This window comes from Desulfovibrio psychrotolerans (genome assembly GCF_013340305.1).
GTDB classification, from domain to species: domain Bacteria; phylum Desulfobacterota; class Desulfovibrionia; order Desulfovibrionales; family Desulfovibrionaceae; genus Halodesulfovibrio; species Halodesulfovibrio psychrotolerans.
On sequence record NZ_BLVP01000036.1, the window covers coordinates 143,325 to 167,768 of the forward strand.

20 protein-coding genes are annotated in these 24,444 nt (G+C 60.4%); 15 read left to right on the plus strand and 5 right to left on the minus strand.

Going from position 1 to position 24,444, the window contains the following annotated elements:
- Window positions 1–94: 94 nt before the first annotated feature.
- The 6 genes from HUV26_RS15275 to HUV26_RS15300 all read left to right on the plus strand — a co-directional run bounded on the left by HUV26_RS15275 (window position 95) and on the right by HUV26_RS15300 (window position 7,354).
- Window positions 95–1,834 (plus strand): methyl-accepting chemotaxis protein, encoded by a 1,740-nt coding sequence (locus tag HUV26_RS15275; RefSeq protein WP_174411002.1) that lies wholly within the window; start codon window positions 95–97, stop codon window positions 1,832–1,834.
- Window positions 1,835–2,018: 184 nt separating this feature from the next.
- The gene (locus tag HUV26_RS15280) at window positions 2,019–2,381 is read left to right on the plus strand and encodes a response regulator (RefSeq protein WP_174411003.1); all 363 of its coding nucleotides are present in this window, start codon (window positions 2,019–2,021) and stop codon (window positions 2,379–2,381) included.
- 61 nt (window positions 2,382–2,442) lie between these two features.
- On the plus strand, window positions 2,443–4,554 hold the full coding sequence (locus tag HUV26_RS15285) for a chemotaxis protein CheA (RefSeq protein WP_174411004.1): 2,112 nt from the start codon (window positions 2,443–2,445) through the stop codon (window positions 4,552–4,554).
- A gap of 27 nt (window positions 4,555–4,581) precedes the next feature.
- Window positions 4,582–5,445, plus strand: a complete 864-nt coding sequence (locus HUV26_RS15290; RefSeq protein WP_174411078.1) for a CheR family methyltransferase — start codon at window positions 4,582–4,584, stop codon at window positions 5,443–5,445.
- A gap of 4 nt (window positions 5,446–5,449) precedes the next feature.
- Window positions 5,450–6,517: a protein-glutamate methylesterase/protein-glutamine glutaminase gene (locus HUV26_RS15295; RefSeq protein WP_174411005.1), complete on the plus strand. Its 1,068-nt coding sequence runs from the start codon at window positions 5,450–5,452 to the stop codon at window positions 6,515–6,517.
- Window positions 6,518–6,700: 183 nt separating this feature from the next.
- Window positions 6,701–7,354 carry a ferredoxin-like domain-containing protein gene (locus HUV26_RS15300; protein WP_174411006.1) on the plus strand — a complete coding sequence of 218 codons (654 nt, stop codon included), beginning with the start codon at window positions 6,701–6,703 and terminating at the stop codon, window positions 7,352–7,354.
- Between the two features lie 126 nt (window positions 7,355–7,480).
- On the opposite strand, the gene HUV26_RS15305 is transcribed toward HUV26_RS15300, so the two are convergent.
- On the minus strand, window positions 7,481–7,831 hold the full coding sequence (locus tag HUV26_RS15305) for a DUF190 domain-containing protein (protein ID WP_205245163.1): 351 nt from the start codon (window positions 7,829–7,831) through the stop codon (window positions 7,481–7,483).
- Between the two features lie 61 nt (window positions 7,832–7,892).
- Entirely contained in the window at window positions 7,893–8,267 is a 375-nt protein-coding gene (locus tag HUV26_RS15310; RefSeq protein ID WP_174411008.1) for a fluoride efflux transporter FluC, read from the minus strand.
- 130 nt (window positions 8,268–8,397) lie between these two features.
- On the opposite strand from HUV26_RS15310, the gene HUV26_RS15315 reads away from it, so the two are divergent.
- The 4 genes from HUV26_RS15315 to aat all read left to right on the plus strand — a co-directional run bounded on the left by HUV26_RS15315 (window position 8,398) and on the right by aat (window position 12,459).
- Window positions 8,398–8,997: a class IV adenylate cyclase gene (locus HUV26_RS15315; RefSeq protein ID WP_174411009.1), complete on the plus strand. Its 600-nt coding sequence runs from the start codon at window positions 8,398–8,400 to the stop codon at window positions 8,995–8,997.
- Between the two features lie 157 nt (window positions 8,998–9,154).
- On the plus strand, window positions 9,155–9,469 hold the full coding sequence (locus HUV26_RS15320; RefSeq protein ID WP_174411010.1) for an ATP-dependent Clp protease adaptor ClpS: 315 nt from the start codon (window positions 9,155–9,157) through the stop codon (window positions 9,467–9,469).
- A 2-nt stretch (window positions 9,470–9,471) separates the two neighbouring features.
- On the plus strand, window positions 9,472–11,730 hold the full coding sequence (gene clpA / locus HUV26_RS15325) for an ATP-dependent Clp protease ATP-binding subunit ClpA (RefSeq protein ID WP_174411011.1): 2,259 nt from the start codon (window positions 9,472–9,474) through the stop codon (window positions 11,728–11,730).
- Window positions 11,731–11,754: 24 nt separating this feature from the next.
- A complete protein-coding gene (gene aat / locus HUV26_RS15330; protein WP_174411012.1) occupies window positions 11,755–12,459 on the plus strand; it encodes a leucyl/phenylalanyl-tRNA--protein transferase in 705 nt (234 codons plus the stop codon).
- 178 nt (window positions 12,460–12,637) lie between these two features.
- Here the strand turns inward: aat and HUV26_RS15335 are convergent, their stop codons facing one another.
- Window positions 12,638–13,147, minus strand: coding sequence for a hypothetical protein (locus HUV26_RS15335; RefSeq protein ID WP_174411013.1), 510 nt, complete (start codon window positions 13,145–13,147; stop codon window positions 12,638–12,640).
- A gap of 187 nt (window positions 13,148–13,334) precedes the next feature.
- On the opposite strand from HUV26_RS15335, the gene uvrB reads away from it, so the two are divergent.
- The 5 genes from uvrB to HUV26_RS15360 are packed head-to-tail and all read left to right on the plus strand — an operon-like array spanning window position 13,335 to window position 21,018.
- Complete coding sequence (gene uvrB / locus HUV26_RS15340) at window positions 13,335–15,362, plus strand: excinuclease ABC subunit UvrB (protein WP_174411014.1); 2,028 nt, start codon at window positions 13,335–13,337, stop codon at window positions 15,360–15,362.
- 26 nt (window positions 15,363–15,388) lie between these two features.
- Window positions 15,389–16,144, plus strand: a complete 756-nt coding sequence (locus HUV26_RS15345) for a glycosyltransferase family 2 protein (RefSeq protein WP_243451413.1) — start codon at window positions 15,389–15,391, stop codon at window positions 16,142–16,144.
- 45 nt (window positions 16,145–16,189) lie between these two features.
- Window positions 16,190–18,499, plus strand: a complete 2,310-nt coding sequence (gene ligA, locus HUV26_RS15350) for an NAD-dependent DNA ligase LigA (RefSeq protein ID WP_174411015.1) — start codon at window positions 16,190–16,192, stop codon at window positions 18,497–18,499.
- A gap of 30 nt (window positions 18,500–18,529) precedes the next feature.
- On the plus strand, window positions 18,530–19,309 hold the full coding sequence (gene dapB, locus HUV26_RS15355; RefSeq protein WP_174411016.1) for a 4-hydroxy-tetrahydrodipicolinate reductase: 780 nt from the start codon (window positions 18,530–18,532) through the stop codon (window positions 19,307–19,309).
- Complete coding sequence (locus HUV26_RS15360) at window positions 19,309–21,018, plus strand: NAD+ synthase (protein ID WP_174411017.1); 1,710 nt, start codon at window positions 19,309–19,311, stop codon at window positions 21,016–21,018. The genes dapB and HUV26_RS15360 overlap by 1 nt, the downstream gene beginning before the upstream one ends.
- Window positions 21,019–21,258: 240 nt before the next feature.
- Here HUV26_RS15360 and HUV26_RS15365 read toward each other — a convergent pair whose 3' ends face one another.
- Window positions 21,259–22,533 carry a (Fe-S)-binding protein gene (locus tag HUV26_RS15365; protein ID WP_174411018.1) on the minus strand — a complete coding sequence of 425 codons (1,275 nt, stop codon included), beginning with the start codon at window positions 22,531–22,533 and terminating at the stop codon, window positions 21,259–21,261.
- A 4-nt stretch (window positions 22,534–22,537) separates the two neighbouring features.
- Complete coding sequence (locus tag HUV26_RS15370) at window positions 22,538–24,442, minus strand: molybdopterin-dependent oxidoreductase (RefSeq protein ID WP_174411019.1); 1,905 nt, start codon at window positions 24,440–24,442, stop codon at window positions 22,538–22,540.
- Window positions 24,443–24,444 lie beyond the last annotated feature (2 nt).

Below are 24,444 nucleotides of genomic sequence, written 5' to 3' on the forward strand. Positions count from 1 at the left end.
TAACCGTTCGTAGCCGTGCGTAACCGTGCACACAGGTACACCTCGGTGCGCGCGTTGCTTGCCCTGTGTACCATCTGACATGCCGGAGCTTTTGATGATCGATTCCAGCCTCACTGCAATGCTCACCGTCCGGAGTCGTCTAGGCAGAATAATCGCCTCGCGTGAGGATGATTTCCTCGCCCTCGGTGCCGACCTGCACGCCCTTTCTGACCGGGTGGAACTGTTGGCGCAGAAGGGTGGCGAACTTATCGAGACCACCTCCGGGGCCATCCTGCACAATTCCATCGCACAGCTTGCGGATAAGATGGTCGCCATGCGCTCTCTGTGCGCCACCGGCGACGGAAGCGATCTTGCAGAAATAAGCAAGGTCCGTGCTGCGCTTGCAGAACTTGTGCGTCTGCTGGAAAGCTACGGGCGCATCGTACGCACCCTGCAGATGCTGGGCATCTCCACGCGTATAGAAAGTGCCCGGCTGGGCACAGACGGCAAAGGATTCACCACCCTCGCGGACGATGTGGAAAAACTCGGCCTAAAAATTGTGGAATACTCTGCAAGCATACGCGGATTCGCGGAACGGCTGGAGCAGCTCTCTCTTGTGGCGCATGACCGGATAACCACCATGCAGTCCATGCAGACGGAGTGCTCTGTTACCCTGTTCGACCGGGTTCAGGGGAATCTGGAGCGCCTTCGCGCCCATTCGGAAAAAACCGTTGCCGCCTCCCGAGAACTCAGTGCCATTGTACAGGCTGTGCATGATCATACCGGAGAGATCGTTTCCTCTGTGCAGTTTCACGATATAGTCCGTCAGCAGGTGGAGCATGTGGAAGAGGCTCTGGATGAGTCCGCCCGTTTCGTTAAGGCGGAACGGGGCAGGCATCCGGAGCAAGATGTCGCACAATGGCTTTCGGCAGTGAACACCGTGCAGGCTTCACAACTGGACAATGCGCGGCAGAGCTTTTCCCGCGCCGTGCAGGGGCTGCGCACAGGGCTCAATGCTCTGGGCGGTCAGGTGGACGGCGTGCACCATGTCCTTGCCTCCGTAAGCACCGGCGAAACCGGCGAATCGCCGCTGGCTACCATAGGCGGCACGGTGCGTGAAATTGCTGAGCGGTTTGGCGAACTTGCCCGTCAGGGCGAGAGCATGGGCAACGTTATGATGGACGTGGCCAACACCGTGTCTGACATGACCGCCTATCTGGATAAGATTGAGGAAGTGGGGGCAGAGATTGAACTCATTGCCCTGAACGCAAGCATAAAGGCGGCGCACACCGGCGACATGGGCAAGGCCCTGGGCGTGCTTGCCACGTCCATCCAGCGTCTGTCGCAGGACGCTGCGGAACAGACTTCGGGCATTGCCGCCAACCTCACGGCCGTGGATGCCTCGGCCATGCTGCTGCGCGAGCATGCTGCCACTTACTTAGATACATCCCGGGCAGAGGCCGTGGTGACTGAGCTTTCCGGCCTTATGACGGAATTGCGCTCCGTGCAGGGCAGGGCGGATGGCCTGATTGAAACCGTGGACCGCGAGGCCTCGGACCTCTCGCACGAAACAGCATCGCTGGCACAGTCCATCCGGGTGGATGAGGATGTGTGCGCCGCACTGGCTGAGGCGCAGGAGTCGCTGGAACATCTGGTTTCCGGCCTGCCGCAGCAGACAGGCAGTGTTGTGCTGCCTCCCGCCCTGCAAGCATTACTGGACCGCTACACCATGGAGAGCGAACGCCATATCCACCGAACCCTGCTGGGGCGCGGCGGTCACGGAACTTCGGCCCATGCCGGGGACGATGTGGAATTGTTCGATGATTCCTTGGGTGATAATGTCGAATTGTTCTAACTGATGGCAGATACTGGCATTCTTCTGCGGGCCGTTAAAGAATGGTAAAAAGCAGAAATCAGGAAATGTTCAGGATTGAAGCGTAGATAGGCACACGATACTCTGAGCATTATTGCGTCGGAAGCTGAAGACGCAGGGGGATTTGCGGTTCGCCGCAGCAAATAATTGCCGTAAGGGGTTTGGAATGACAAAGACTATAATGACAGTGGACGACTCCGCCAGCGTGCGGCAGATGGTAAGCCTTACGCTGAAAAAGGCAGGATATGACGTCATTGAGGCGCAGGACGGTAAGGACGCTCTGGCAAAGATGAAAGGCTCCGTACATATGGTTATAACAGACCTGAACATGCCGAATATGGATGGCATCACGCTCATCCGCAGCATCCGCGCCATTCCCGCCTACAAGTTCATACCTATTGTCATGCTGACCACGGAGTCGCAGGCGTCCAAGAAGCAGGAAGGCAAATCCGCGGGGGCAACGGGCTGGATAGTCAAACCCTTCAAGCCCGAACAGCTTGTGGACGTGGTGCGCAAGGTGTTGCGCTAGGCGGCAGAGCAGTGGGCGTGTTCCCATGCCTTCGGGGTCCGACAACGCAGCGTATAAGGACATGGCAATGCAGGATGACATAAACACTCAGGCCTTTCGCGAAGAGGCGCAGGATCTGCTCGCGGAGCTTGAGACGGCCCTTCTGGAACTCGAGGAGCAGCCCGAAGACGCCGATCTGGTGGATCGCGTCTTCCGGGCCATGCACACCATCAAAGGCTCCGGGGCCATGTTCGGGTTTGACGATATTGCCGCGTTTACCCACGATGTGGAGAATATGTTCGACAGGGTGCGCAACAATGAACTGCCCGTCACCCGCGAGCTGCTCAGCCTCACCTTGCGTTCGCGCGACCATATCGCCCACCTGCTTGCGTGCAGCGTTTCCGGCGAACATCCGGATATGGATCAGGCTGCGGAGCTCACCGCCGCCCTCAAGGGGTTTCTGGGAGAAGTTCCCCCTGCGCAAGGGCAGGATATCCGGCCGGAAGAGAGTTTCGAGGAACTGGCTTCCGGCAAGGTTACCTACCGCATCCGGTTCAAACCCGCGCGGGATATCTTCCTTTCCGGCATCAATCCGTTGCATCTGCTGGACGATCTTGCGCAGATGGGCGAAATGCGCTGCTTCCCCCATGTGCGCGAACTGCCTGCACTGGAGGAACTGGAGCCTGAATCCTGCTACCTGTGGTGGGACGTGCTTCTGCACACCACGCAGAACGAGGAATCTATCCGCGATGTTTTCATGTTCGTGGAAGATGAATGCGAACTGTTCATTCAGGTCATAGATAAAGGCGACCGCCTGAACAATGAAACGGCCTACAAGCGTCTGGGCGAAATTCTGCTGGAACGCGGCGACATTACGCCGGAAAGCCTCAAATCGGTTCTGGACGAGCATAAGCCGTTGGGCAGGGTGTTGCAAGATGCCGGTCTGGTCACGGAAGATCAGGTGGACTCTGCCCTTGCGGAACAGCAGATCGTGCGCGAAATGCGCCGGAGCCGCGAGGTGGGAGAAAAGCCAGAACCCGCAGGCGCGTCCAGTATCCGCGTGGCGGCGGACAAGCTGGACAGTCTGGTGGATCTGGTGGGGGAACTGGTCATCGTGCAGGCGCAGATAGCCCAGTACGTGCATTCTTCGCCCGATTCTCTTCTGGTGAACCTTTCCGAACAGCTGGAACGCCTTTCCAACGATCTGCGCGATTCCACGCTGGGCATCCGCATGCTGCCCATAGGCACCACCTTCAGCAAGTTCCGGCGGCTCATCCGCGACCTTTCGTCCGAATTGGGCAAGGAGGTGGAACTGGTCACCCACGGCGCAGAAACGGAACTGGACAAGACCGTCATAGAACGGCTGGGCGACCCGCTCATCCATTGCCTGCGCAACAGTCTGGACCACGGTATAGAAAAGCCGGAGGCGCGCAGGGCTGCGGGCAAACCTTCTGTGGGCACCATCACTCTTTCAGCGGAGCATTCCGGCGGCGAGGTGCTCATTACCATTGCTGACGACGGTTCCGGGCTGAACAGGGAGAAGCTGTACTCTTCGGCGGTATCAAAGGGTATCATCAGCCCGGATGCGGAGCTTTCCGACCGCGAAATCTGCAATCTCATCTTCGCACCGGGTTTTTCCACGGCGGCGCAGATAACCAATGTTTCCGGGCGTGGCGTGGGTATGGATGTGGTCAAACGCTCCATAGACTCGCTGCGCGGCAGCATAGAATTGCAAAGCGTTTTCGGAAAGGGCACCACCATCACCATACGGCTGCCGCTCACACTCGCCATAATAGATGGTCTGCAGATCCAGGTGGGCAACGAATACTTCGTCATTCCCCTCAATCATGTGGAAGAGTGCGTGGAGCACATCCGCGCTTCCGTGAACGGGGGCAGCCAGCGCATCATCAATCTGCGCGGCGAGATAGTGCCCTATATCACCCTGCGCGAGCAGTTCGAGGTGCCGGGAGAAGAACCCGCCATAGAGCAGATCGTGGTGGTCAGTTCCGGCGGGGCTCGCTACGGCATCGTGGTGGATCATGTCATCGGCGAGCACCAGACGGTCATAAAGTCGCTGGGCAAGGTCTACAAGGATGTGGAAGGCATTTCCGGGGCAACCATCAAAGGCGACGGGTCCATGGCGCTGATACTGGATATCCCCCGCCTCGTACAGAGTGCCATAGCCGGTCAGTAGGGGAAACCAGTGAAGAACGCCGAGAGCATGCCGGAACCCTCGCCCAATGCCGCAGCCGTTAATTTTCGTCCTTCTCCCATGTCGGATAAGGTCTTCCAGCGTCTCAGCCTGTTCATTCATGAGCGGGTGGGCATAAAACTGCCGCCCAGCAAGCGGACCATGCTGGAGGCGCGGCTGCAGAAACGCCTGCGCACGCTGGGCTACATGTCCTACGAAAAGTACGTGGACTTCGTGTTCACGGAGCAGGGCATGGAGCAGGAACTGCGCAACCTTATTGATGTTGTCACCACCAACACCACGGAATTTTTCCGGGAACCCAAGCACTTCGAGTTCCTTGTCAACACGGTGCTGCCCGACTGGGTGCGCCGTTACGGAAGTCGTCAGTTCTGTCTGTGGAGTGCGGGCTGCTCCATAGGTATGGAGCCGTACACGCTGGGCATGGTCATGAGCGATTTCGCAGAACAGTATTCCGGGTTCTCCTTCCGCATACTGGCTACGGATATCTCGTCCCGCGCCCTGCAAACCGCCGTTAAGGCCGTGTATGAGGAAGACAGAATATCCACCATCCCGGACCGGCTGTGCAAAAAATACCTGCTGCGCAGCAAAGACCGCACCAAGCGGCTTATCCGCATCGCTCCGGAGGTACGCCGCGTTGTGGAATTCCAGCGGCTTAACTTCATGGAGCGTTTTTCCTTCAAGAATCCTATGGATGTTATTTTCTGCCGCAATGTCATCATTTATTTTGACAAGCCTACGCAGGAGCGCCTCTTCCGGCAGTTCTGCCAGTTTTTACAGCCGGGTGGCTACCTGTTCATAGGTCACTCAGAAAGCCTTGCCGGAATGGACCTGCCGCTTACGCAGGCGGCTCCGACTGTTTACAGGAGGATATAACGACATGCCCCCCCGTATAAAGGTGCTCATCGTGGACGATTCCGCTCTGGTGCGGCAGACCCTTGCAGATATTTTTGCCGCCGACCCGGAACTGGAAGTGGTGGGCACCGCGTCCGATCCTTTTGTCGCCGCCAAACGCATGGAGTCCGTGGTGCCGGACGTGATCACGCTGGATGTGGAAATGCCCCGCATGGACGGCATCACCTTCCTGAAAAAGATTATGACCCAGCATCCCATCCCCGTGGTCATCTGTTCGGCTGTTACGGAAAAGGGGGCGGAAGCCACGTTCAAGGCGCTGGAGTACGGCGCGGTGGAAATCATCACCAAACCCCGGCTCAGCACCAAGCAGTTTCTGGAAGAATCCGCCATCCGCATATGCGATGCAGTTAAAGCCGCTGCCCGTGCCCGCATGAAACGGGTAACGGAAAAGCTTAAGGTGTCCCCCAAGCTTTCGGCAGATGCCATGCTGCCGCCGCCATCGTCCGCCACCCGCACCGTTGGTGCCACGGGCAAGGTGGTCGTTGTGGGGGCATCCACAGGAGGCACCGAGGCACTGGCAGCCCTGCTTATGGGCATGCCCGCCAACTGTCCGCCCATAGCCATTGTGCAGCACATGCCGGAACATTTCACCAATGCCTTTGCCAGCAGGCTCAACCTTTCCTGTGCCATGTACGTGAAAGAGGCAGAGGATAATGACCGCATGGAACCGGGCAAGGTGCTCATCGCCCCCGGCAACATGCATATGCTGCTCAAGCGCAACGGCTCGAACTATTTTGTGGAATTGAAGGACGGCCCGCTGGTACGCCGCCACCGTCCCTCAGTGGACGTGCTGTTCCGTTCCGCCGCGCGCTATGCAGGCGGTAACGTGGTGGGAGCCATCCTTACCGGCATGGGCGATGACGGAGCAGCAGGCATGAAAGAAATGTTTGATGTAGGTGCCCACACCATCGCGCAGGACGAGGCCACCTGCGTGGTCTTCGGCATGCCGCAGGAAGCCATAAAGCTCGGCGGTGTGCGCAAGGTGCTGCCCCTGCAGGGTATTGCCGCCGAGATACTGCGCATGTGCGGCTGATGTTCTGACAAGTAACAATTTCCCCCGGCTGTTCATCGTGGCAGATTGCAGATGGTTGTACCCGTCCGGTACTGCTGTGCGCGTAAAAGCGGGTGCATGTCCGCAGGGCTTGTGCCGTCTGTGGCCCACCATTTCAGGCAGCCGGCTGCCATGAACCCGAAAATGAAAAAAAGGATGCATCGCATGTCAAATCCCCTGGAAGGCGCCATACTGCAACGCGACAAGCAGACCTACGCCATTGTTCCCCGTACTCCCGCGGGCATGCTTACCCCTGAGATTCTGGACACCATCTCCTACGTTTGTAAAAAGTATGAGATTCCCATCATAAAGATTACCTCCGGGCAGCGTATCGCGCTTGTGGGTATGCGTGAAGAACAGGTGCAACCCGTGTGGGATGAGCTTCAATGGCGGGTGGGGCGTGCCACGGAGCTGTGCGTGCACTATGTGCAGGCATGTCCCGGCACCGCCGTGTGCAAGCTTGGGTTGCAGGATTCGCTGGGCATGGGGCTGGAGATAGAAAATATGTTCCACGAAAAACCGTACCCCGCCAAAGTGAAGATAGGCGTGTCCGGCTGTCCCATGTGCTGCGGCGAAAGCTACGTGCGCGATGTAGGGCTTGTGGGCACCAAACATGGCTGGAACGTAATCGTGGGCGGCAACTCAGGCGGACGCCCGCGCATCGGCGATGTGCTGGCAGAAAACCTCTCAACGGAAGACGCCAGGGCGCTGGTGGACAAGTTCATGGACTACTACCGCGAAGGTTCCGGCAAACGGCTGCGGGTAGCCCGCTTTGTGGAAAAGGTGGGAATTGATGCTGTGCGCGCGGCGGTGCTGTAGCCTTCGTCTCCGTTCCGGCAGTTCCGGCAGTTGCGGCAACATGACGCAGAATCATGTTCGCGTCCGGCTCCGGTTGAAAAAGGAATGCCTGATCCCGAAGACCGTGCATGAACGGTCTGTCAGGGGTCAGGCGTTTTTCTTCCCCTCGTTATGGCGGTAGAAGATGACGCGCACAGGCTCCACGGTTACCAGTCCCTCAAGGATAATGGCGTCCAGCAGGGGCAGAAAGGCGTTAATCTTTTCCGGGGTGTCAATAATTTCCACCAGCAGGGGCAGGTCTTCGGAAAGACGCAGCACCTTTATGGTGTGCACCCGGCTGTTGGCGCCAAACCCGGCAATACCCCGCGTGACCGTAGCGCCCGCAAGGCCGTTTGCGCGGGCCATTTCCACAATGCACTCGTGCAACGGACGCCCCTTGTGAGAGTCTTTTTCTCCGGTGTAGATGCACAGGCGTTCTGCCGTCTGGGGAAGAGAAATCATGGTCTGCCTCCGGTGAGATATCGTGATGTCCCCGCATGGTGTGGGAAGCGTTTTTGCGTTACAGCAGTTTTCCCGCATACAGCCCAAGCCACAGCAAGGCCATTCCGACAAGGAGCTGTCCTGCGCAGTTAGCAAAGGCATACAGCCACTGTCCTCCGTTCAGCAGGTTGGCTGTCTCGAAGATGAATGTTGAAAAGGTGGTAAAGGCTCCCATAAAACCCGTCAGCACAATGATACGTGTATCCGGGGGCAGTGAGAGACGTTCTTCAATAACGCTCCATGCCACGCCGAAAAGCAGGCAGCCAAGGCAGTTCACCATAAAGGTACCTGCGGGAAAGCCAGCCCCGAACACACGGTGCACAAGGCCGGAAATAGTGTACCTGCCAAGGGTTCCTAGTCCGCCCGCAAGGGCAATAAGCAAAACCTTCTGCACTGTAAAAACTCCTCATGCTGCGGCGCGGCACTTGCATGGCACGGCGCATTGAACGTTGCCCGGAACTATATACCAAGGTTGCGCAAAAGCCCATACACATAATGGGTAAACAGACGAGGGGGAGGGATGTATGGCCCACGAAACAGAACTTAAATTCATAGATGCCGATTTTTCGTCCTTGCGGAAATGTCTTGCCGGGCTTGGCGCAAAGAGCTTGGGGCGGCATGTGGAGCGGAACATGGTCTTTGACACGCCGGAGCGTACCCTGCGGCAGGCACACACGTTGCTGCGCCTGCGTTCCCAGCAGTGGAAGGACCGTCAGGCTACGCTGCTCACGCTCAAATGTCCCCCCTCCGCGCCTGTCCCGCAGGACGTGAAAGTCTACGATGAGCGGGAAACTGCCGTGGATGATTTCAATGCCATGCGTTCCGTGCTGGAGGGGCTGGGCTACGGGGTCGCCTTCCTGTACGAGAAACTGCGCGAGGAATGGCGGCTTCCCGGTGTGGAAATCTGTCTGGACACCATGCCCTTCGGCCATGTGGTGGAACTTGAAGGAGAACGCGATGCCATCCTCGCCTGCGCCCGGCAGCTGGGACTTTCCATGGACAAGGCAAGCCGTGCTACGTACCATGAACTGAACCGGCAATGGCGGCTTGCAGAAGGGCTTGCGCCCGACGAAAGCTTCTGTTTTCCGCCGCAACGGTTGCATGAACTCATCAAGGGATTATAGTATGGCATCGCGGCATCAGTGCCGTGTGCCGGACAACGCGCAGGTTTGCAGTGTCCGCGGCAACCGGCCGCCTTGCCGTATCCGGCGGTTTGCCGACACGGGAGCAGGTGCCGCTATGATAAACAGGAAGAGCCGGATCGAACCATGAGTGCGAACCATGAGTGATAAATTTGCCAGTCCCGACCGCAGGGAAGACATCCTTCTGGAAGACGAGGTGCGCGAACCGCGCCGCTTCCGGGTGCTTCTGCACAATGACGACTACACAACCATGGAGTTCGTCATCGCCATTCTGACGGAGGTTTTCCGTAAAACCACGCGGGAGGCCACAGCCATCATGCTCAGTGTGCACGAGCAGGGAGTGGGGGAGTGCGGCGTTTATACCGCTGAAGTGGCGGAAACAAAGGTAGCCATAGTGCATGCGCGTGCCCGCAAACAGGGGTTTCCCCTGCGGTGCAGCATGGAAGAGGTGTAGATATGCTCGGAAAACGGCTTGAATCTGTCCTTTCTGCGGCAGTGGCAGAGGTGCGGGTGCGTAACCACGAGTTTCTCACTCTGGAGCATCTCCTGTTCGCTATCCTTAACGATGAACAGGGCAAGGGCATTCTGGTGGGGTGCGGTGCGGACGCCGAAGCCCTGCTCCGCAGGCTGGAAGTCTTCTTCTCCTCGCATTTGGAGCCGCTCCCGGCAGATACCCCCACAGAGGTGGTGCAGACGCTGGGTGTCCAGCGGGTGCTGCAGCGCGCCGTGGTGCAGATGCAGTCCTCCGGCAAGGAGATAGTGGACGTGGGCGACGTGCTGGCTGCCCTGTTTGAAGAAGAGGATTCCTATGCTGTGTATTTTATGCGTTCGCAGGGACTCACACGGCTGGACGTGCTTGAATACATTTCTCACTCTCTTCCCGGCGAAACATGGACAGGAGCGGAGTCTCCCAAGGGCGATGCGGACAAGGCAGATGCCCTGCGCCAGTTCTGCGTGGATCTCACGGCTCGTGCCCGTGAAGGAGGCATAGACCCGCTCATAGGCCGCGCGGAGGAACTGGAGCGCACCATTCAGGTGCTTGCCCGCAGGCGCAAGAACAACCCCCTTTATGTGGGTGAACCGGGCGTGGGCAAAACCGCGCTGGCAGAGGGGCTTGCCCTGCGCATAGTGGACGGCACCGTGCCGGAAAGCTTCCTCAATGCCACCGTCTTTGCGCTGGACATGGGCTCACTGCTGGCGGGCACCAAGTACCGCGGCGATTTCGAAGCACGCCTCAAGGCCGTCATCAAGGAGCTTACGAACAGAGAAGGAGCCATCCTGTTCATAGACGAGATCCACACCATCGTGGGTGCCGGAGCAACCAGCGGCGGCTCCATGGATGCCTCAAACATCCTCAAGCCCGTGCTTGCCTCCGGTGCCATACGCTGCATCGGCTCCACCACCTATGAGGAATACCGTAATCATTTCGAAAAGGATCGCGCCCTTTCCCGGCGGTTCCAGAAGATAGACGTGCCGGAACCTTCCACGGAAGAATGCCTGGAAATCCTCAAGGGACTCAAGCCCTATTATGAGGAGCATCATGGCGTACGGTACACTCAGCCTGCCATCAAGGCGGCGGTGGAGCTTTCCGCCCGCTACATCAACGAGCGGTTCCTGCCCGACAAGGCCATAGACGTCATAGACGAGGCCGGTGCAGCCTACCGCCTGCGCAGTGCGCAGCGCAAACGCAATACCATCACGGCGGGCGATATCGAGCGTGTGGTGGCCCGCATGGCCCGCATTCCGGAGCAGCGTGTCTCCGCAGGCGACCGGCTCAAGCTGGCCGATCTGGCTCCCACGCTCAAGGGTGTGGTCTTCGGGCAGGATGATGCCGTAGACGTGGTAGGCAAGGCCATCCTGCGAAGCAGGGCGGGCTTCGGGCGAGATGACAGGCCCACCGGTTCCTTCCTGTTCTACGGTCCCACGGGCGTGGGTAAAACGGAGCTTGCCAAGCAGCTTGCGGCCACGCTGGGCGTGCAGTTCCTGCGGTACGACATGAGCGAGTATATGGAAAAACATGCCGTATCCCGTCTCATCGGTGCGCCTCCCGGTTATGTGGGATTCGATCAGGGCGGGCAGCTCACAGACGCCATCCGCAAGCATCCTTACGCCGTGGTGCTTATGGACGAGATAGAAAAGGCCCATCCGGATGTCTTTAATATACTGCTGCAGGTCATGGATTACGCCACCCTCACCGACAACACCGGGCGCAAGGCAGATTTCCGTAACGTCATACTCATCATGACCTCCAACGCCGGAGCACGGGAAATGGCGGCCAAACCCATTGGCTTCGGGTCCGTGGCAGAAGCGGATGTGGCCGGGCGCGGCCTCCGGGAGGTGGAAAAGACCTTCTCGCCGGAATTCCGCAACCGGCTGGATGCGCTTGTGCCGTTCCACGGGCTGTCGGAATCCGTGATGCTGGGCATTGTGGACAAATTCGTGGGTGAACTGGAAGTCCAGATGAAGGACAAGCGTGTCCGGATAGAACTTACCGATGCTGCCCGTAAGCGGCTGGCACATCTGGGATACGACCCGGCCTTCGGGGCACGGCCCATGCGCCGCGTCATCCGGCGCGGGCTGGAAGATGAGCTTGCCCGCGAGGTGCTGTTCGGCAAGCTGCAGCGCGGCGGAGTGGTCAAGGTGGGAGCCCGCAGGCTCAAACCTGAAGAGGGCAAAGAGGTATACGGCCTCACCTTTACCTATTCCCCCCTGTAGGGGCAGAGCGGCCTGTGTGATCCGATGAATGTCTTCTGGCTGCCGGACAAAGGGGTGGATTTTCCCAACCCGCAACTGGCCGATGCGGAAGGGTTGCTCGCTATAGGGGGCGACCTGAGCGTGGAGCGGCTCATCTCCGCGTACGCCTGCGGAATTTTTCCGTGGTACAGTGAAGACAGCCCCGTGCTGTGGTGGTCGCCTGACCCGCGCTTCGTTCTTTACCCGGAAAAACTGCACATTCCCCGCAGTCTCAGGCGGGTTCTCAATGCACGGCGTTTCACCGTCACCATGGATACCGCCTTCCCGCAGGTCATCCGTAACTGTGCCTGCGCGTTGCGTCCCAACCAGAACGGCACATGGATCGTGCCGGAGGTGGTGCGTGCCTATACGGAACTGCACGCCCACGGCATAGCGCATTCCGTAGAGGCGTGGAACGGGCACCGGCTGGTCGGCGGCATCTACGGCGTATCGCTGGGCAGGGTTTTTTTCGGGGAATCCATGTTCTTCAATGAACCGGATGCCTCCAAGGTCGTACTGGTCTGGCTGGTGCGGCTGCTGCGGGAGTCTGGCTTCGCCATGCTGGATTGCCAGCAGGTTTCGGACAATCTTGCCCGCTTCGGCGCAGAGTGCGTTCCCCGCAGCAGATTTCTCGGGGAACTGTCAGAGGCCCTGCGCACGCCTACGGTGCAGGGCCTCTGGGCGTTTCCCGAATCGTTTTTTCCGCTCTGATGGCCGCCTGCTGACCGTCTGTTAACCGCCTGCTGGCCGCCTGCTGGCCGCCTGTGGACCGGCTTCGGCTCACTGGCCCAGACAGGACGCGCTCGACAGGCCAAGATTGACAGGCTGCGCCGCTACTGTCGGGCCTCCGGTGTCCTGCCTTTACCGCACAGCCTCTGCTGTCCGGCCTCTAGCGGCCGGCCTGTTCGCCTTCCTCTCCGGCCTGATGCACCAGCGGTTCATGCTGGGCAAGGTCGTAGAAGCCGCGTATGGCAAAGGGCAGCGGATACTCCTTCACATCCGTGAACCGGATAAAGCCGAAGCTCTTCCCCTCCGTTATGGAGGAAAGCGGCGTAACTCCCTGCGGTACCGGCAGTTCAACGGGGCAGGCAATGATGGATTCCAGCCTGCTGCCGTAGCGTTCGGCAAGATAGGCCACCACGGCGTCCCGCTCCTCCCGCGTAAAGGCCTCCATAAGGGTCTTGCGGGCATCCTCTGCCGTGCCGGGATGCTGGGGGTCCATGGGCGGGCCGATCAGGCTGTTCCAGTCGTACCCGGCTGCTTCCGTCATGTCCGCATCGCACCGGAAGACATGCGCCTCCACGTTGCGGCGTCCCTTGAACGTGCGAATGGTGATGGAGATGCTGTATATGCGTTCGATGGGGCTGTCCGCGCCAGCCTCAAGTATCGTGGTCTGCATGGTTCCTCCGGAAGAAGTGGTTCTGGGGATGGATCATACCTAGTCCATATTTTGCGTGTCCGCAACCGTGCCCGCCCATCCCCTGCATAATCCCCGCCTGCCGCTCCTGCTTCGCGGACATGAGCGCTCTCCGCTCTTTACCGTGCCTGCGGGGCGGTATAGAGTATCCGCCGAGGTTCTAATCCGCATGCACGATTCCACATTCAGGCTCAGCACGGAGTTTGTCCCGCAGGGCGACCAGCCGCAGGCTATTGCGGAACTGACCGCCAATCTCAACGCGGGCATCCGCGATCAGGTGCTGCTCGGTGCCACCGGCACGGGCAAGACCTTCACCGTGGCGCAGACCATTGCGGCAACCCAGCGCCCAGCGCTGGTGCTGGCACCCAACAAAACCCTTGCCGCCCAGCTTTACAACGAGTTCAAGGAGCTTTTTCCGCATAACGCCGTGGAGTATTTCGTCAGCTATTACGATTACTACCAGCCGGAAGCCTATGTGCCCAGTTCCGATACCTACATAGAAAAAGACTCCTCCATAAATGACAACATAGACAAGCTGCGCCACGCGGCAACCCACGCGCTGCTCACCCGGCGCGATGTCATCATCATCGCCTCGGTTTCCTGCATCTATGGTCTGGGTTCGCCGGAATACTACGCCAAACTGGTCATTCCAGTGGAAACGGGGCAGGCCATGAGCATGGATTCGCTCATCACCCGCCTGATAGAGGTGCAGTACAAGCGTAATGACTACGATTTTCACCGCGGCACCTTCCGGGTGCGGGGCGATGTGCTGGAAATTATCCCCGCCTACCATCACGAGCGCGCCTTGCGGCTGGAATTCTTCGGGGACGAGATAGAGTCCATGAGCGACATAGACCCTATTACGGGCAACGTGCTGGGCAAGGTGGGCAAAACGGTCATCTATCCCGCAAGCCACTATGTTTCAGACAGAGACAACCTCAGCCGCGCGGTAAGCGATATCCGCACGGAATTGCAGCAACGGCTCCGGCTGCTCAAAGATGGCAACAAACTCGTGGAAGCCCAGCGGCTGGAACAGCGCACCATGCTTGATCTGGAGATGATCGAAGAGATGGGCTACTGCACGGGCATAGAAAACTACTCCCGCCATCTGGATAACCGTCCGGAAGGCTCGCCCCCCTCCTGCCTGCTGGACTATTTTGCAGATGATTTCGTGCTCTATGTGGACGAAAGCCACATCACAGTCTCGCAGGTGGGGGCCATGTTCAAGGGCGACCGCTCCCGCAAGCAAACCCTTGTGGAATACGGATTCCGCCTGCCCTCCGCACTGGACAACCGTCCCCTGAACTTCGATGAATTTCTGGAACGCATCGGGCAGACGGTCTATGTTTCCGCCACGCCCGGTAAATGGGAACTGGAACGGGCGCAGGGCTTGGTGGTGGAGCAGATCATCCGCCCCACCGGCCTTCTGGACCCCGTGGTAGAAGTGCGCCCCGTGCAGGGGCAGATGGACAACCTGCTGGGAGAATGCAAGCTGCGGGCGGCGCGTGATGAGCGTGTGCTGGTTACCACCCTTACCAAACGCATGGCAGAAGACCTCACGGAATACTTTAACAGTATGGGCACAGCCTCGCGTTACCTGCATTCGGATATAGATACCATGGAGCGCATGGCCATTCTTCAGGCGCTGCGCCGTAAAGAGTTCGATGTTCTTGTGGGCATAAACCTGCTGCGCGAAGGGCTTGATATCCCGGAAGTTTCTCTGGTAGCCATTCTGGATGCGGATAAGGAGGGCTTTCTGCGGTCCATGGGGTCGCTCATTCAGACCTTCGGGCGCGCTGCCCGGAATGTGGACGGTCGGGTCATCATGTACGCAGACGCGGTAACCCGCTCCATGCGTGCCGCCATGGACGAGACGGCACGCCGCAGGGAACGGCAGCAGAATTTCAACAGCGAGCACGGCATAACGCCCACCACCATCCGCAAAAAGCTGGAGAGTTCCTTCGATTCCCTGTACACCGCCGCCGATGCCAAGGCCAAATCCGGCAAGGGCAGGGCGGAAGCGCCGCAGACTCAGGCAGAAGGCTGGGGGCTTTCGTCGGAAGAACTGGGCAAGCGCATTCAGCAGTTGGAACGCGAGATGCGCGAAGCAGCGCGTGAGCTGGAGTTCGAACGGGCGGCGGAATTGCGTGACCGTATACACGTGCTGCGCCGCAGGTTGCTGGAAGCCGAGGCATAACCGGAACGGAAGAGAGAAGGGCGGTAATGGCCGGAGAAACAACGCCTTCCATGCGCATTGCGGTGATCATACTCCATTATGGCAGGCCAGCCCTTGCGGGGCGTCTTTACGCCCAGATAACCGGGGCAGACCCGCAGTATGCGGAGCACGTCTTCGTGCTGGACAACTGCGCCCCGGAACCGTATCCCGGCGCATGGCGCAGAACGGAGCACAACCTGTACTGGGCGGGGGCGCTGGACTACGCCCTTTGCGAGATGGCGCAGCAGGACTACAGCCACGTCTGGTTTTTGAACAACGACCTGCTGTTTGACGGACCGCCGCCTTATCTGCGCCGTGCCATGGGCAGGCTGGCGCGCATGGAGGGCACCCTCGGCCCCGTGGGTATTTACGCCCCTGCCGTGACCGGCAATCCCTACCATCCGCAGATGGTGGCGGCACCGGGCATGCAGTACCGCACCGTGGAGTATGTAGACGGCATTGCTCCCCTTGTGAGCGTGGCCTGCTGGCAGGCGCTGGGCGGGGTGGATTACACGGGCAATCCATACGGCTACGGCGTAGACGTATGGTTTTCCCTATGCGCCCACCGGGCGGGCTGGCGGGTGGTGGTGGACCACGGGGTTCCCGTGCGGCACCGCTACCATTCCACCGCGCGGGAGATTTCCGGCTTCATGCATACCGCAGCGCAGGCGGAAGCGGCATACCTTGCGGCCCGTCTCGGCCCGGACTACCGGACCGTTCTGGCGCAGAGTGCCCGGCACTGGCACGATGCCGATTCCCTGTAACGGGCTGTGTTTTCAGCGACAGTAATTCAAGGATAATGAAAGAGCATGGCAGATTCTGTTTCGCCTCCCGTATCAGCGCTCCGCGAGGCGCATGCCCGCGCCGAAGAGCTGCGCAGCCTTCTGGAACACCACAGCCACTTTTATTACGTGCTGGACGCGCCGCAGATTTCCGATGCCGAATACGACGCCCTGTTCCGCGAACTGCTCGCACTGGAAGAGGCGCACCCGGCGCTGGTCACGCCGTCCTCGCCCACGCGCAAGGTGGGGGGCGAGGTGCTTCCCTCGCTGGAATCGCGCCGTCACACCCTGCGCATGTTCAGTCTGGATAACGCCTTTTCCAATGATGATTTCCGCGACTTTGTGCAGCGCATCTACCGCGCGGCCGACTCCCCGGATGCGCTGGGGCCGCAGGATGAACTGGCCTTCTGGGCAGACCCCAAGATGGACGGCCTCGCCATGGAGGTCATCTACGAGCGGGGTGAAATGACAGCCGCCCTCACGCGCGGCGATGGCGAAACCGGCGAACTGGTCACCCATACCATGCGCACGGTGAAGAACCTGCCTCTGCGCCTGCGGCAGTCTGCGGGCCCTGTTCCCCTGCGGCTGGAAGTGCGCGGCGAGGTGGTCATGCGCCGCGATGATTTCGAATCGCTCAATGCCCGGCAGCGCGAGGCGGGCGGCAAGGTCTTCGCCAATCCGCGCAACGCCGCCGCAGGCTCCGTGCGCCAGCTCGATTCCCGCGTGGCGGCGGACCGCCCCCTCATGTTCCTCGCTTATGGCGTGGGCGCGGTGGAATGGGAGCAGGAGACGCCGCACTGGACCACGCAGCAGCAGATCATGCTCGGCCTGTCAGACCTCGGCTTCCAGATTCCTCCGCAAACCCGGCTGTGCACAGGCGTGCGGGAAGTGCTGGAGCATTTTGCCTCCCTCGGCGCCATGCGCGGCGACCTGCCCTTCGAAATTGACGGCATGGTGGCCAAATTGAATGATCTGGCATTGCAGGAAGCATTGGGCTTCACCGCACGTTTCCCCAAGTGGGCTATCGCCTTCAAGTTTCCTGCGCAGCAGGCCCGCACCCGGCTTCTGGACATCCAGATTCAGGTGGGCCGCACGGGTGTGCTCACGCCCGTGGCGCATCTGGAGCCTGTAGAGGTGGGCGGCGTGGTCGTCTCGCGCGCGACCCTGCATAACGAGGATGAAATCCGCGCCAAGGACCTGATGATTCACGATACGGTCATCGTGCAGCGCGCCGGAGATGTCATACCGGAGGTGGTGCGCGCCCTTGCGGAGGAACGTACCGGCGGAGAACTGCCGTTTGATTTTCCGTCTGTCTGTCCGGTATGCCAGTCTCCCGCCGTGCGCGAACAGGGCGAGGCCGCATGGCGCTGTATGAATATGGCGTGCCCCGCCGTGGTGCGCCAGTCCATCGCGCACTTTGTGTCCAAGGCCGGGCTGGATATTCAGGGCGTGGGCAAAAGCTGGGTTGAACAGCTTGTGGACCGTGGCGTGGTGCAAACCCCCGTAGACCTCTTTGCTCTCACCAAGGGCAGGCTCATGGGCTTCGAGCGCATGGGCAGCAAATCCGCGCAGAATTTCGTACAGGCTCTCGCAGGGGCAAAACAGGCGGCCACTCTGCCGCGCATGCTCTGTGCGCTGGGCATCCGCCATGTGGGCGAGCAGACGGCGCGCGTGCTGGCGCAGCACTTCAAATCGCTGGATGCCCTTGCCGCCGCAGATACGGAAACCCTCACCGCCCTTCCCGATGTCGGGCCGGAGGTGGCGGCGTCCATCCGGTCATTTTTCGGCAATGAGGCCAACCGGAACCTGCTTGAGCAGTTCCGTGAGATAGGCCTGTGGCCCGTGTACGAATCGGCACCCGTTGCGACCGACCATCCGCTGGCGGGCAAGCGCATGGTCTTCACGGGCACGCTGCCCACGCTCAAACGGTCCGCCGCACAGAAAATGGCGGAAGAAGCGGGCGCAGTGCTGGTCGGCAGCGTTTCCGCCAAGGTGGACTTTGTCGTGGCAGGCGAAGAGGCGGGCAGCAAGCTGGATAAGGCCCGTCAGCTCGGCGTTACCGTGCTGGACGAGGTGGCGTTCCTGCACCTTCTTTCCGGCGCGGGGGAGCCGCAGCAGGCCGCAGAGCAGGAACAGCCCGCGCTGCCTGCGAACGATGTCCGGCACGATGTTTCGCCGGAGCAGCCTTTGCCAGACACGCCAGACACGCCAGACACGGCAGGAACGGATATGGAAGTACCGGTTGCGCAGCAGGCACCTGTCGTTCAGAATGACGCTGCCGGACGCACCCCTTCAGGGAACAAGGGCAATAAGAAAGATCAGCACAGCCTGTTGTAACAGCCGATGGGCAACACCAAAGGAGAACATATGAGCGTGTTAGTGATAGTCATGGGGGCCAACGGGCGCATGGGCAACATCATTGCCCAGATGGTGAAAAACAGCGACAAGCACACCCTTGCCGCCGTGGTGGAACGCCCCGGCAATACCCAGCGGCTGGATGCGTGGGGCTGCATAGTGGGAACCGATCTAGACGAGGTGCTGCCCAAGGTTCCCGGCGGTATCGTCATAGATTTCACCGCGCCGGAAGCGAGCGTCGCGCATGCAGAGGCGGCCGCCCGGCACGGCAACGGCATTGTCATAGGCACCACGGGCCTCAATGATGAGCAGAAGGCCAGACTGGCGGAACTGGCGAAAAAGACCCCGGTGTTCTGGTCGCCCAACATGAGCGTGGGTGTGAATGTGCTGCTCAAAATTCTTCCGGACCTTGTGCGGCATCTGGGCGAACTCTACGACCTTGAAATGGTGGAACTGCACCACAACAAAAAGAAAGACTCCCCCAGCGGAACGGCGTTGCGCCTTGCAGAATGCCTTGCCGAGGCACGCGGATGGGACCTGAAGGACGTGGGCAATTACCACCGCGAAGGCCTCATCGGCGAACGCCCCAGGCAGGAGATAGGCGTGCAGACCATTCGCGGCGGCGATGTGGTGGGCGTGCACACCGTGTACTGCCTCGGACCGGGCGAACGCATAGAGGTCACGCATCAGGCTCACTCGCGTGAAACCTTTGCCGCAGGCTCCCTGCGTGCCGCCGCGTGGCTGGCGGACCAGAAGCCCGGCAAGCTGTACACCATGTCGGATATCTTCTGATGCGCATAGCCTTGTTGCAGTGCAACCCCGTGGTGGGTGATGTGGTGGGCAATGCCCGCCGTATCCGGGAAGCAGTGCTCCGCGCGGCGCATGACGGGGCCGATCTGTGCGTCACGCCGGAACTCGCCATATGCGGCTATCCTCCGCGCGATCTGCTGCTGCGCGAAAATTTCGCGCAGGCCTGCTGGATCGCACTGGAGGAACTGGCCCGTCAGCTTGCGGATACGGGAGAGAACGGATTCGCCGCCCCGGCTGTTCTGGTCGGTACGCCCGTGCGTAACCCGCATCCCGTGGGCAACCCCGTGCACAACAGCGCGGTGCTGCTGGAAGGCGGTTCCGTGACCGTGGTGTCGCACAAGACCCTTCTGCCCACCTATGATGTGTTTGACGAACGCCGGTATTTTGAGCCGGGCAAAGGGTGCGGCCGTGTGGTGGTCGCCGGAAAGCGCGTGGGCGTAACCATCTGCGAAGACGTGTGGAACGACAAGCACTTCTGGAAATCCCACCGTTATTACGATACAGACCCCGTGGCCGACCTTATGGACGGCGAGGTGGATATTCTGGTCAACCTTTCCGCTTCCCCCTTCTCGCTGGGCAAACAGTCCGTGCGTGAACGCATGCTCGCATCCCTTGCCGTGCGCCACGGTGTTCCCGTGGCCTACGCCAATCAGGTGGGCGGCAACGATGATCTGGTTTTTGCGGGCAAAAGCGTGGTATTTGATGCGGCAGGCAAGCTCGTGGCGCGCGGGCAGGGCTTTTCTGAAGATGTGGTGCTGGCCGACCCCTTCGCGGGAACAGGCACCGTGCAGGCAGACGACCCTGCCCCGGAAGCTCAGGCTTGGCAGGCACTGGTGCTCGGAACCCGCGACTATGTGCGCAAGTGCGGTTTCTCCTCCGTGGTGCTGGGACTTTCCGGCGGCATAGATTCCGCGCTCACCGCCGCTATCGCTGCCGAGGCCCTCGGGCCGGAAAACGTTCTGGGTGTGCTCATGCCGTCCCCGTTTTCCAGCCGTGGCAGCGTGGACGATTCGCTGGAACTGGCGTCCCGGCTGGGCATCCGTACCCGCACCATCCCCATTGAGCCGATGATGCATGCCTTTGAAGATGCCCTCGCTCCCGTCTTTCAGGGCAGAGCGCGTGATGTGACGGAAGAGAACATCCAGTCCCGCGTGCGCGGCAATCTGCTCATGGCCATATCCAACAAACTGGGGGCCATGCTGCTCACCACGGGCAACAAGTCGGAGCTTTCCGTGGGCTACTGCACCATCTACGGCGACATGGCGGGCGGTCTGGCCGTCATATCGGACGTGCCCAAAACACTGGTCTGGTCCATCTCCCGCTGGCTGAACACGCAGGAAGGGTCGGAGCGCATCCCGCAGGTCATCATAGACAAAGTGCCTTCCGCCGAACTGCGCCCCGACCAGAAGGACAGCGACAGCCTGCCGGAATACGACGTGCTGGACGCCATCCTCAAAGCCCATGTGGAAGGGCGGCAGTGCCGCGCCTCCCTGCTGGCGGCGGGGTTTGCCGTGCAGGACGTGGAAAGGGTGCTGCATCTCGTGCGCATATCCGAATTCAAGCGGCGTCAGGCGCCTCCCGGACTCAAGATAACGGATACCGCGTTCGGCACAGGGTGGCGCATGCCCGTGGCTGCCCGTGTGAACCTGCCGGAAGATACGGGACAGGCAGAAGATGCAGGACAGGCATAGGCTGGCTGCCATGGCTGCCTCTGCTGTTTGATATAGTCAGTATTCCACTCCGTGTTTTCGCAACGATTTCAGGCCTTGGCGCATATGGGTATGCGCCAGGGCCTGTTTTTATGAAGCGTCTTTCAGGCACAGCCTGATATGAAGCGGCTGACAAGGCTGTTGGCGCAGGTACAAACGAGGGAGCAGCGACAGGCGCGACATCAGTCATGAAAGCAGCCATGACATCAGCCATGACATCAGTCATGACATCAGGCGGAACATTAGGCGGAACATTAGGCGCAGCTTCAGCAGCAGGCGCGCGGCATAGGTCCACGGCCCGCGTAACGGTGCCTTGGAGCATCCGTTTCCATGCGGAAACAGCACATCCAGCACATGAAGAACGGGCGGGGAATCGTTCCGGCGTGCAGCCGTTCCATTGCTGCGGTTCTGTGCCGCAAGGTCTTCGCCCGAATGCTTGGTGTCCGGACAGCTCAGATACCGGGCACATCCGGCACAGTAGGTGATCATGGTCCGGCCCTTTGCCTGCCGCTGTCTTCGCGCCGTCCACCGGCGGGCATATTCGGGCGCACGCAGGCTCACGGCCCCACCTTCGCCGCAGCACAAGGTACGGCCCCGTGCGTGTGTCATTTCCTCCACCCGCATATCCTCGCGCAGCAGCAGTGTGCGCACGGCATCGTGCACGGCTGTCTCTGTGCGCAACGGGCAAGGGTCATGAACGGTCACAGGCTCCGTCCCAGACGCGGTCGCCGGCACGGTCACAGGGCCGGTCACTGGGTATGTCTCAGGTGCGTTCCCAGAGGCGGTCCCAAAGGCTGTCACAGTCGCTTTCATTGTCCGGTTCTGCTGTGCATCTCCGGGCTTCTGCGGCGGGTGTCCGGTCAGCGTTTCATACACGGTGCGCACACGCAGGCCTTCCGCATACCGGCTGAACACCTTGTGGCAGTTGGGGCACGCCGTGAGCACTGTCTCTACCCCGGCTTCACGCAGATTCCGGCATAAGGCCGTGAACCGCCGGAGAAAATACTCCTGTCTGCCAAGGTCGTGCGAAGGCTTGTGGCAGCAGTCCAGCACCATGCCCAGCGCGGGAATGCAGGAACACAGGTGCGTGTAAAGCCGCCATGTTGTGCCGGGGCGGGTTCCGGGAAGCGTGCAGCCGGGGAAGAATACCGTCCGGCAGCCGTCCGGCAGTGCGGCATGGCGGAACAGGGCGGAACTGCCGGTTTGTTCATACGCCAGCAGCGGCCTGTAGGGGGTTATGTCCAGTTCTCCTTCGGTCACGGCAGCCCTGCGCATGCACAGGAGCATGGTGGCGGGGTCAAGCCCTTCCGGGCATACGGCCGTACATAGTCCGCACAAGCTGCACAAAAAGGCAGTGCTTCTGGTGCCGGGGCCGTCGGTTTCGTGCGCCAGCGCAAGTGCTTTTGGTGTGCCGTGGTCCTTCAGAAAAGGGCACAGGGCCACACACGCCCCGCATTCCGTGCATGCGCGCGCCGTATGAAGAACGGGGTCGGGCATCCGCTTAGTTTTCCAGCCGGGCGTGCTGGCTGTAGTAGGCCGCGGTTTCTCCCATGTCGGTGATACGCGGTTCTATGAGCGGATTGGCGCAGTTGCCGTGCTTCATCCAGCCGCCGCGCCGGATGATGGCACAACGCGGGTGCAGGTCGGTCAGCACCTCCACGCGCACCGCCATGCGCCCCTTGGGCGTGGCAAGGTAGATGGGCCGGGTGTTGTCCAGCGTGCGCAGAACGGGATTCCCTATGTTCACCCACACGGTAGGCGGAGCATCCTGCACCACCTCCGGCATCTGGGAATGCAGAAAATCCCGGTGTACGAGCGAAAGCAGTTGCAGCGGAAACCCCTGCGGTACAGGCGGCTCCGTGTGCAGAGCTTCAGGCAGGCGGTATTTTCCGTCGGGGTGGGCAAAGTCATAGTTCTCCCACGCCACGGCGGGATGGTCCGCCATGGCAAACCCCTTGGCCCGCAATTCTTCCAGTGAGACAGAAAGATACGGGCTGTCCAGTGCCTGCCGCAGCACGTCCTCGCGCGTGGGGGCTGCAATGCCAAGGCGCGCCGCAATATCCGTCATAATGTCAAAGTCATGCCGCGCCTCTCCTGCCGGGGCAAACACGGCGGCGGAATACTGCACGCCGTTATGCAGGCACGACCCCAGAATTTCCTCGCGTTCGTGGTTCATGGCGCACGGCAGGATAATGTCCGCCCGCATGGCGGTGTCCGTCATGTAACCGTCCACCACCACCTTAAAGTCAATGGCGTCCATGGCGGCGGCGTTGGTCGCCGCGTCCGGTGTCTGATTTACAAAGTTGGAACCGTCCGCCCACAGAAATTTCACGGGCGGGGTTGCCTGCAAAATCTCTCTGCCGATGGCGGGCAGGAGCAGCCGCCGCGCCGGAGTGCCCGCGTTCTTTGCCCAGTCCGTATTGAGGTTGCGACCGGAGGAGATGTTGAAATACACCCCGCCTCCCGCCCGTCCCACATGTCCGGAAAGCAGGCCAAGAGCGTTGATGAAGCGCACGTTCTCCGCCCCGAACACATGCCGCTGCATGCCCCATCCGATGATGCTGGCAACGGGCTTCAGATCCATGTTGCCGTACACGTTTGCCAGCAGGTTCAGGTCCTGTTCTGAACAGTCGCAGTCGCGTAGCAGGCTCTGTTCGTCCTGCGCGGCGATAAGCTCCTTGAAGGCATCCCAGTTGGCTGTCTTGAAAATGGCACTGGTGGAGGCGTACCCGCGCACCAGCAGCTTGCGGATGATGGCTGCGGCCAGAAAACGGTCGGTTCCGGGGCGTATGCGTATGACGGTATCAGAAAATTCGGCGTTGCCGTCTCCGCCGGGTGAGATAGAGATAACCTTTCTGCCGCGTTTGCGGACTTCCTTCACCAGTTGGGCGGTGTGGATGGAAGAACGCGAAAGGTCTTTGCCCCAGTTCACGATGAATCCGGCGTTGAGCATATCTAGGGGGTCATTATGGTCCAGCGCGCCAAAGTCCGCAATGCTGGCCTCTATGCCCGCATCGTCACACAGTGCTCCGCGTGTGGTGGAGGCACCAAGAGAGCGGAACAGGAATCGGCTGGCTTCCGCCAGTGCGCCCCGGTAGCCGTGGGACCGTATATGCAGTATGGAGGCAGGCACATGGCGCAGGGCGTTCAGCCTGTCCGCAATGCGGTCCAGCGCGGTGTCCCAGTCCACGGGCCTGAACGCGCCGTTGACCTTGGCAAGGGGCGTGGTAATGCGCTCCGGGCTGATGATGCGTTCATGGGCCTTGCGTCCCTTGGAGCAGATGAAGCCTCTGGTAAAGGGATGGTCCGGGTTGCCGGTAATGGAAACCTTGCCGTCCGGCCCGGTTTCCACAATGACGGAACAGGCGTCCGGGCAGTCCAGTGTACAGGCGGAAATATATTTCATGG

Bases quoted from the DNA above. Each gene is read 5' to 3' on its own strand.
- HUV26_RS15275 (WP_174411002.1), top strand. From the start codon at position 95: ATGATCGATTCCAGCCTCACTGCAATGCTCACCGTCCGGAGTCGTCTA.
- HUV26_RS15280 (WP_174411003.1), top strand. From the start codon at position 2,019: ATGACAAAGACTATAATGACAGTGGACGACTCCGCCAGCGTGCGGCAG.
- HUV26_RS15285 (WP_174411004.1), top strand. From the start codon at position 2,443: ATGGCAATGCAGGATGACATAAACACTCAGGCCTTTCGCGAAGAGGCG.
- HUV26_RS15290 (WP_174411078.1), top strand. From the start codon at position 4,582: ATGCCGGAACCCTCGCCCAATGCCGCAGCCGTTAATTTTCGTCCTTCT.
- HUV26_RS15295 (WP_174411005.1), top strand. From the start codon at position 5,450: ATGCCCCCCCGTATAAAGGTGCTCATCGTGGACGATTCCGCTCTGGTG.
- HUV26_RS15300 (WP_174411006.1), top strand. From the start codon at position 6,701: ATGTCAAATCCCCTGGAAGGCGCCATACTGCAACGCGACAAGCAGACC.
- HUV26_RS15315 (WP_174411009.1), top strand. From the start codon at position 8,398: ATGGCCCACGAAACAGAACTTAAATTCATAGATGCCGATTTTTCGTCC.
- HUV26_RS15320 (WP_174411010.1), top strand. From the start codon at position 9,155: ATGAGTGATAAATTTGCCAGTCCCGACCGCAGGGAAGACATCCTTCTG.
- clpA (WP_174411011.1), top strand. From the start codon at position 9,472: ATGCTCGGAAAACGGCTTGAATCTGTCCTTTCTGCGGCAGTGGCAGAG.
- aat (WP_174411012.1), top strand. From the start codon at position 11,755: ATGAATGTCTTCTGGCTGCCGGACAAAGGGGTGGATTTTCCCAACCCG.
- HUV26_RS15335 (WP_174411013.1), bottom strand. From the start codon at position 13,147: ATGCAGACCACGATACTTGAGGCTGGCGCGGACAGCCCCATCGAACGC.
- uvrB (WP_174411014.1), top strand. From the start codon at position 13,335: ATGCACGATTCCACATTCAGGCTCAGCACGGAGTTTGTCCCGCAGGGC.
- HUV26_RS15345 (WP_243451413.1), top strand. From the start codon at position 15,389: ATGGCCGGAGAAACAACGCCTTCCATGCGCATTGCGGTGATCATACTC.
- ligA (WP_174411015.1), top strand. From the start codon at position 16,190: ATGGCAGATTCTGTTTCGCCTCCCGTATCAGCGCTCCGCGAGGCGCAT.
- dapB (WP_174411016.1), top strand. From the start codon at position 18,530: ATGAGCGTGTTAGTGATAGTCATGGGGGCCAACGGGCGCATGGGCAAC.
- HUV26_RS15360 (WP_174411017.1), top strand. From the start codon at position 19,309: ATGCGCATAGCCTTGTTGCAGTGCAACCCCGTGGTGGGTGATGTGGTG.
- HUV26_RS15365 (WP_174411018.1), bottom strand. From the start codon at position 22,533: ATGCCCGACCCCGTTCTTCATACGGCGCGCGCATGCACGGAATGCGGG.
- HUV26_RS15370 (WP_174411019.1), bottom strand. From the start codon at position 24,442: ATGAAATATATTTCCGCCTGTACACTGGACTGCCCGGACGCCTGTTCC.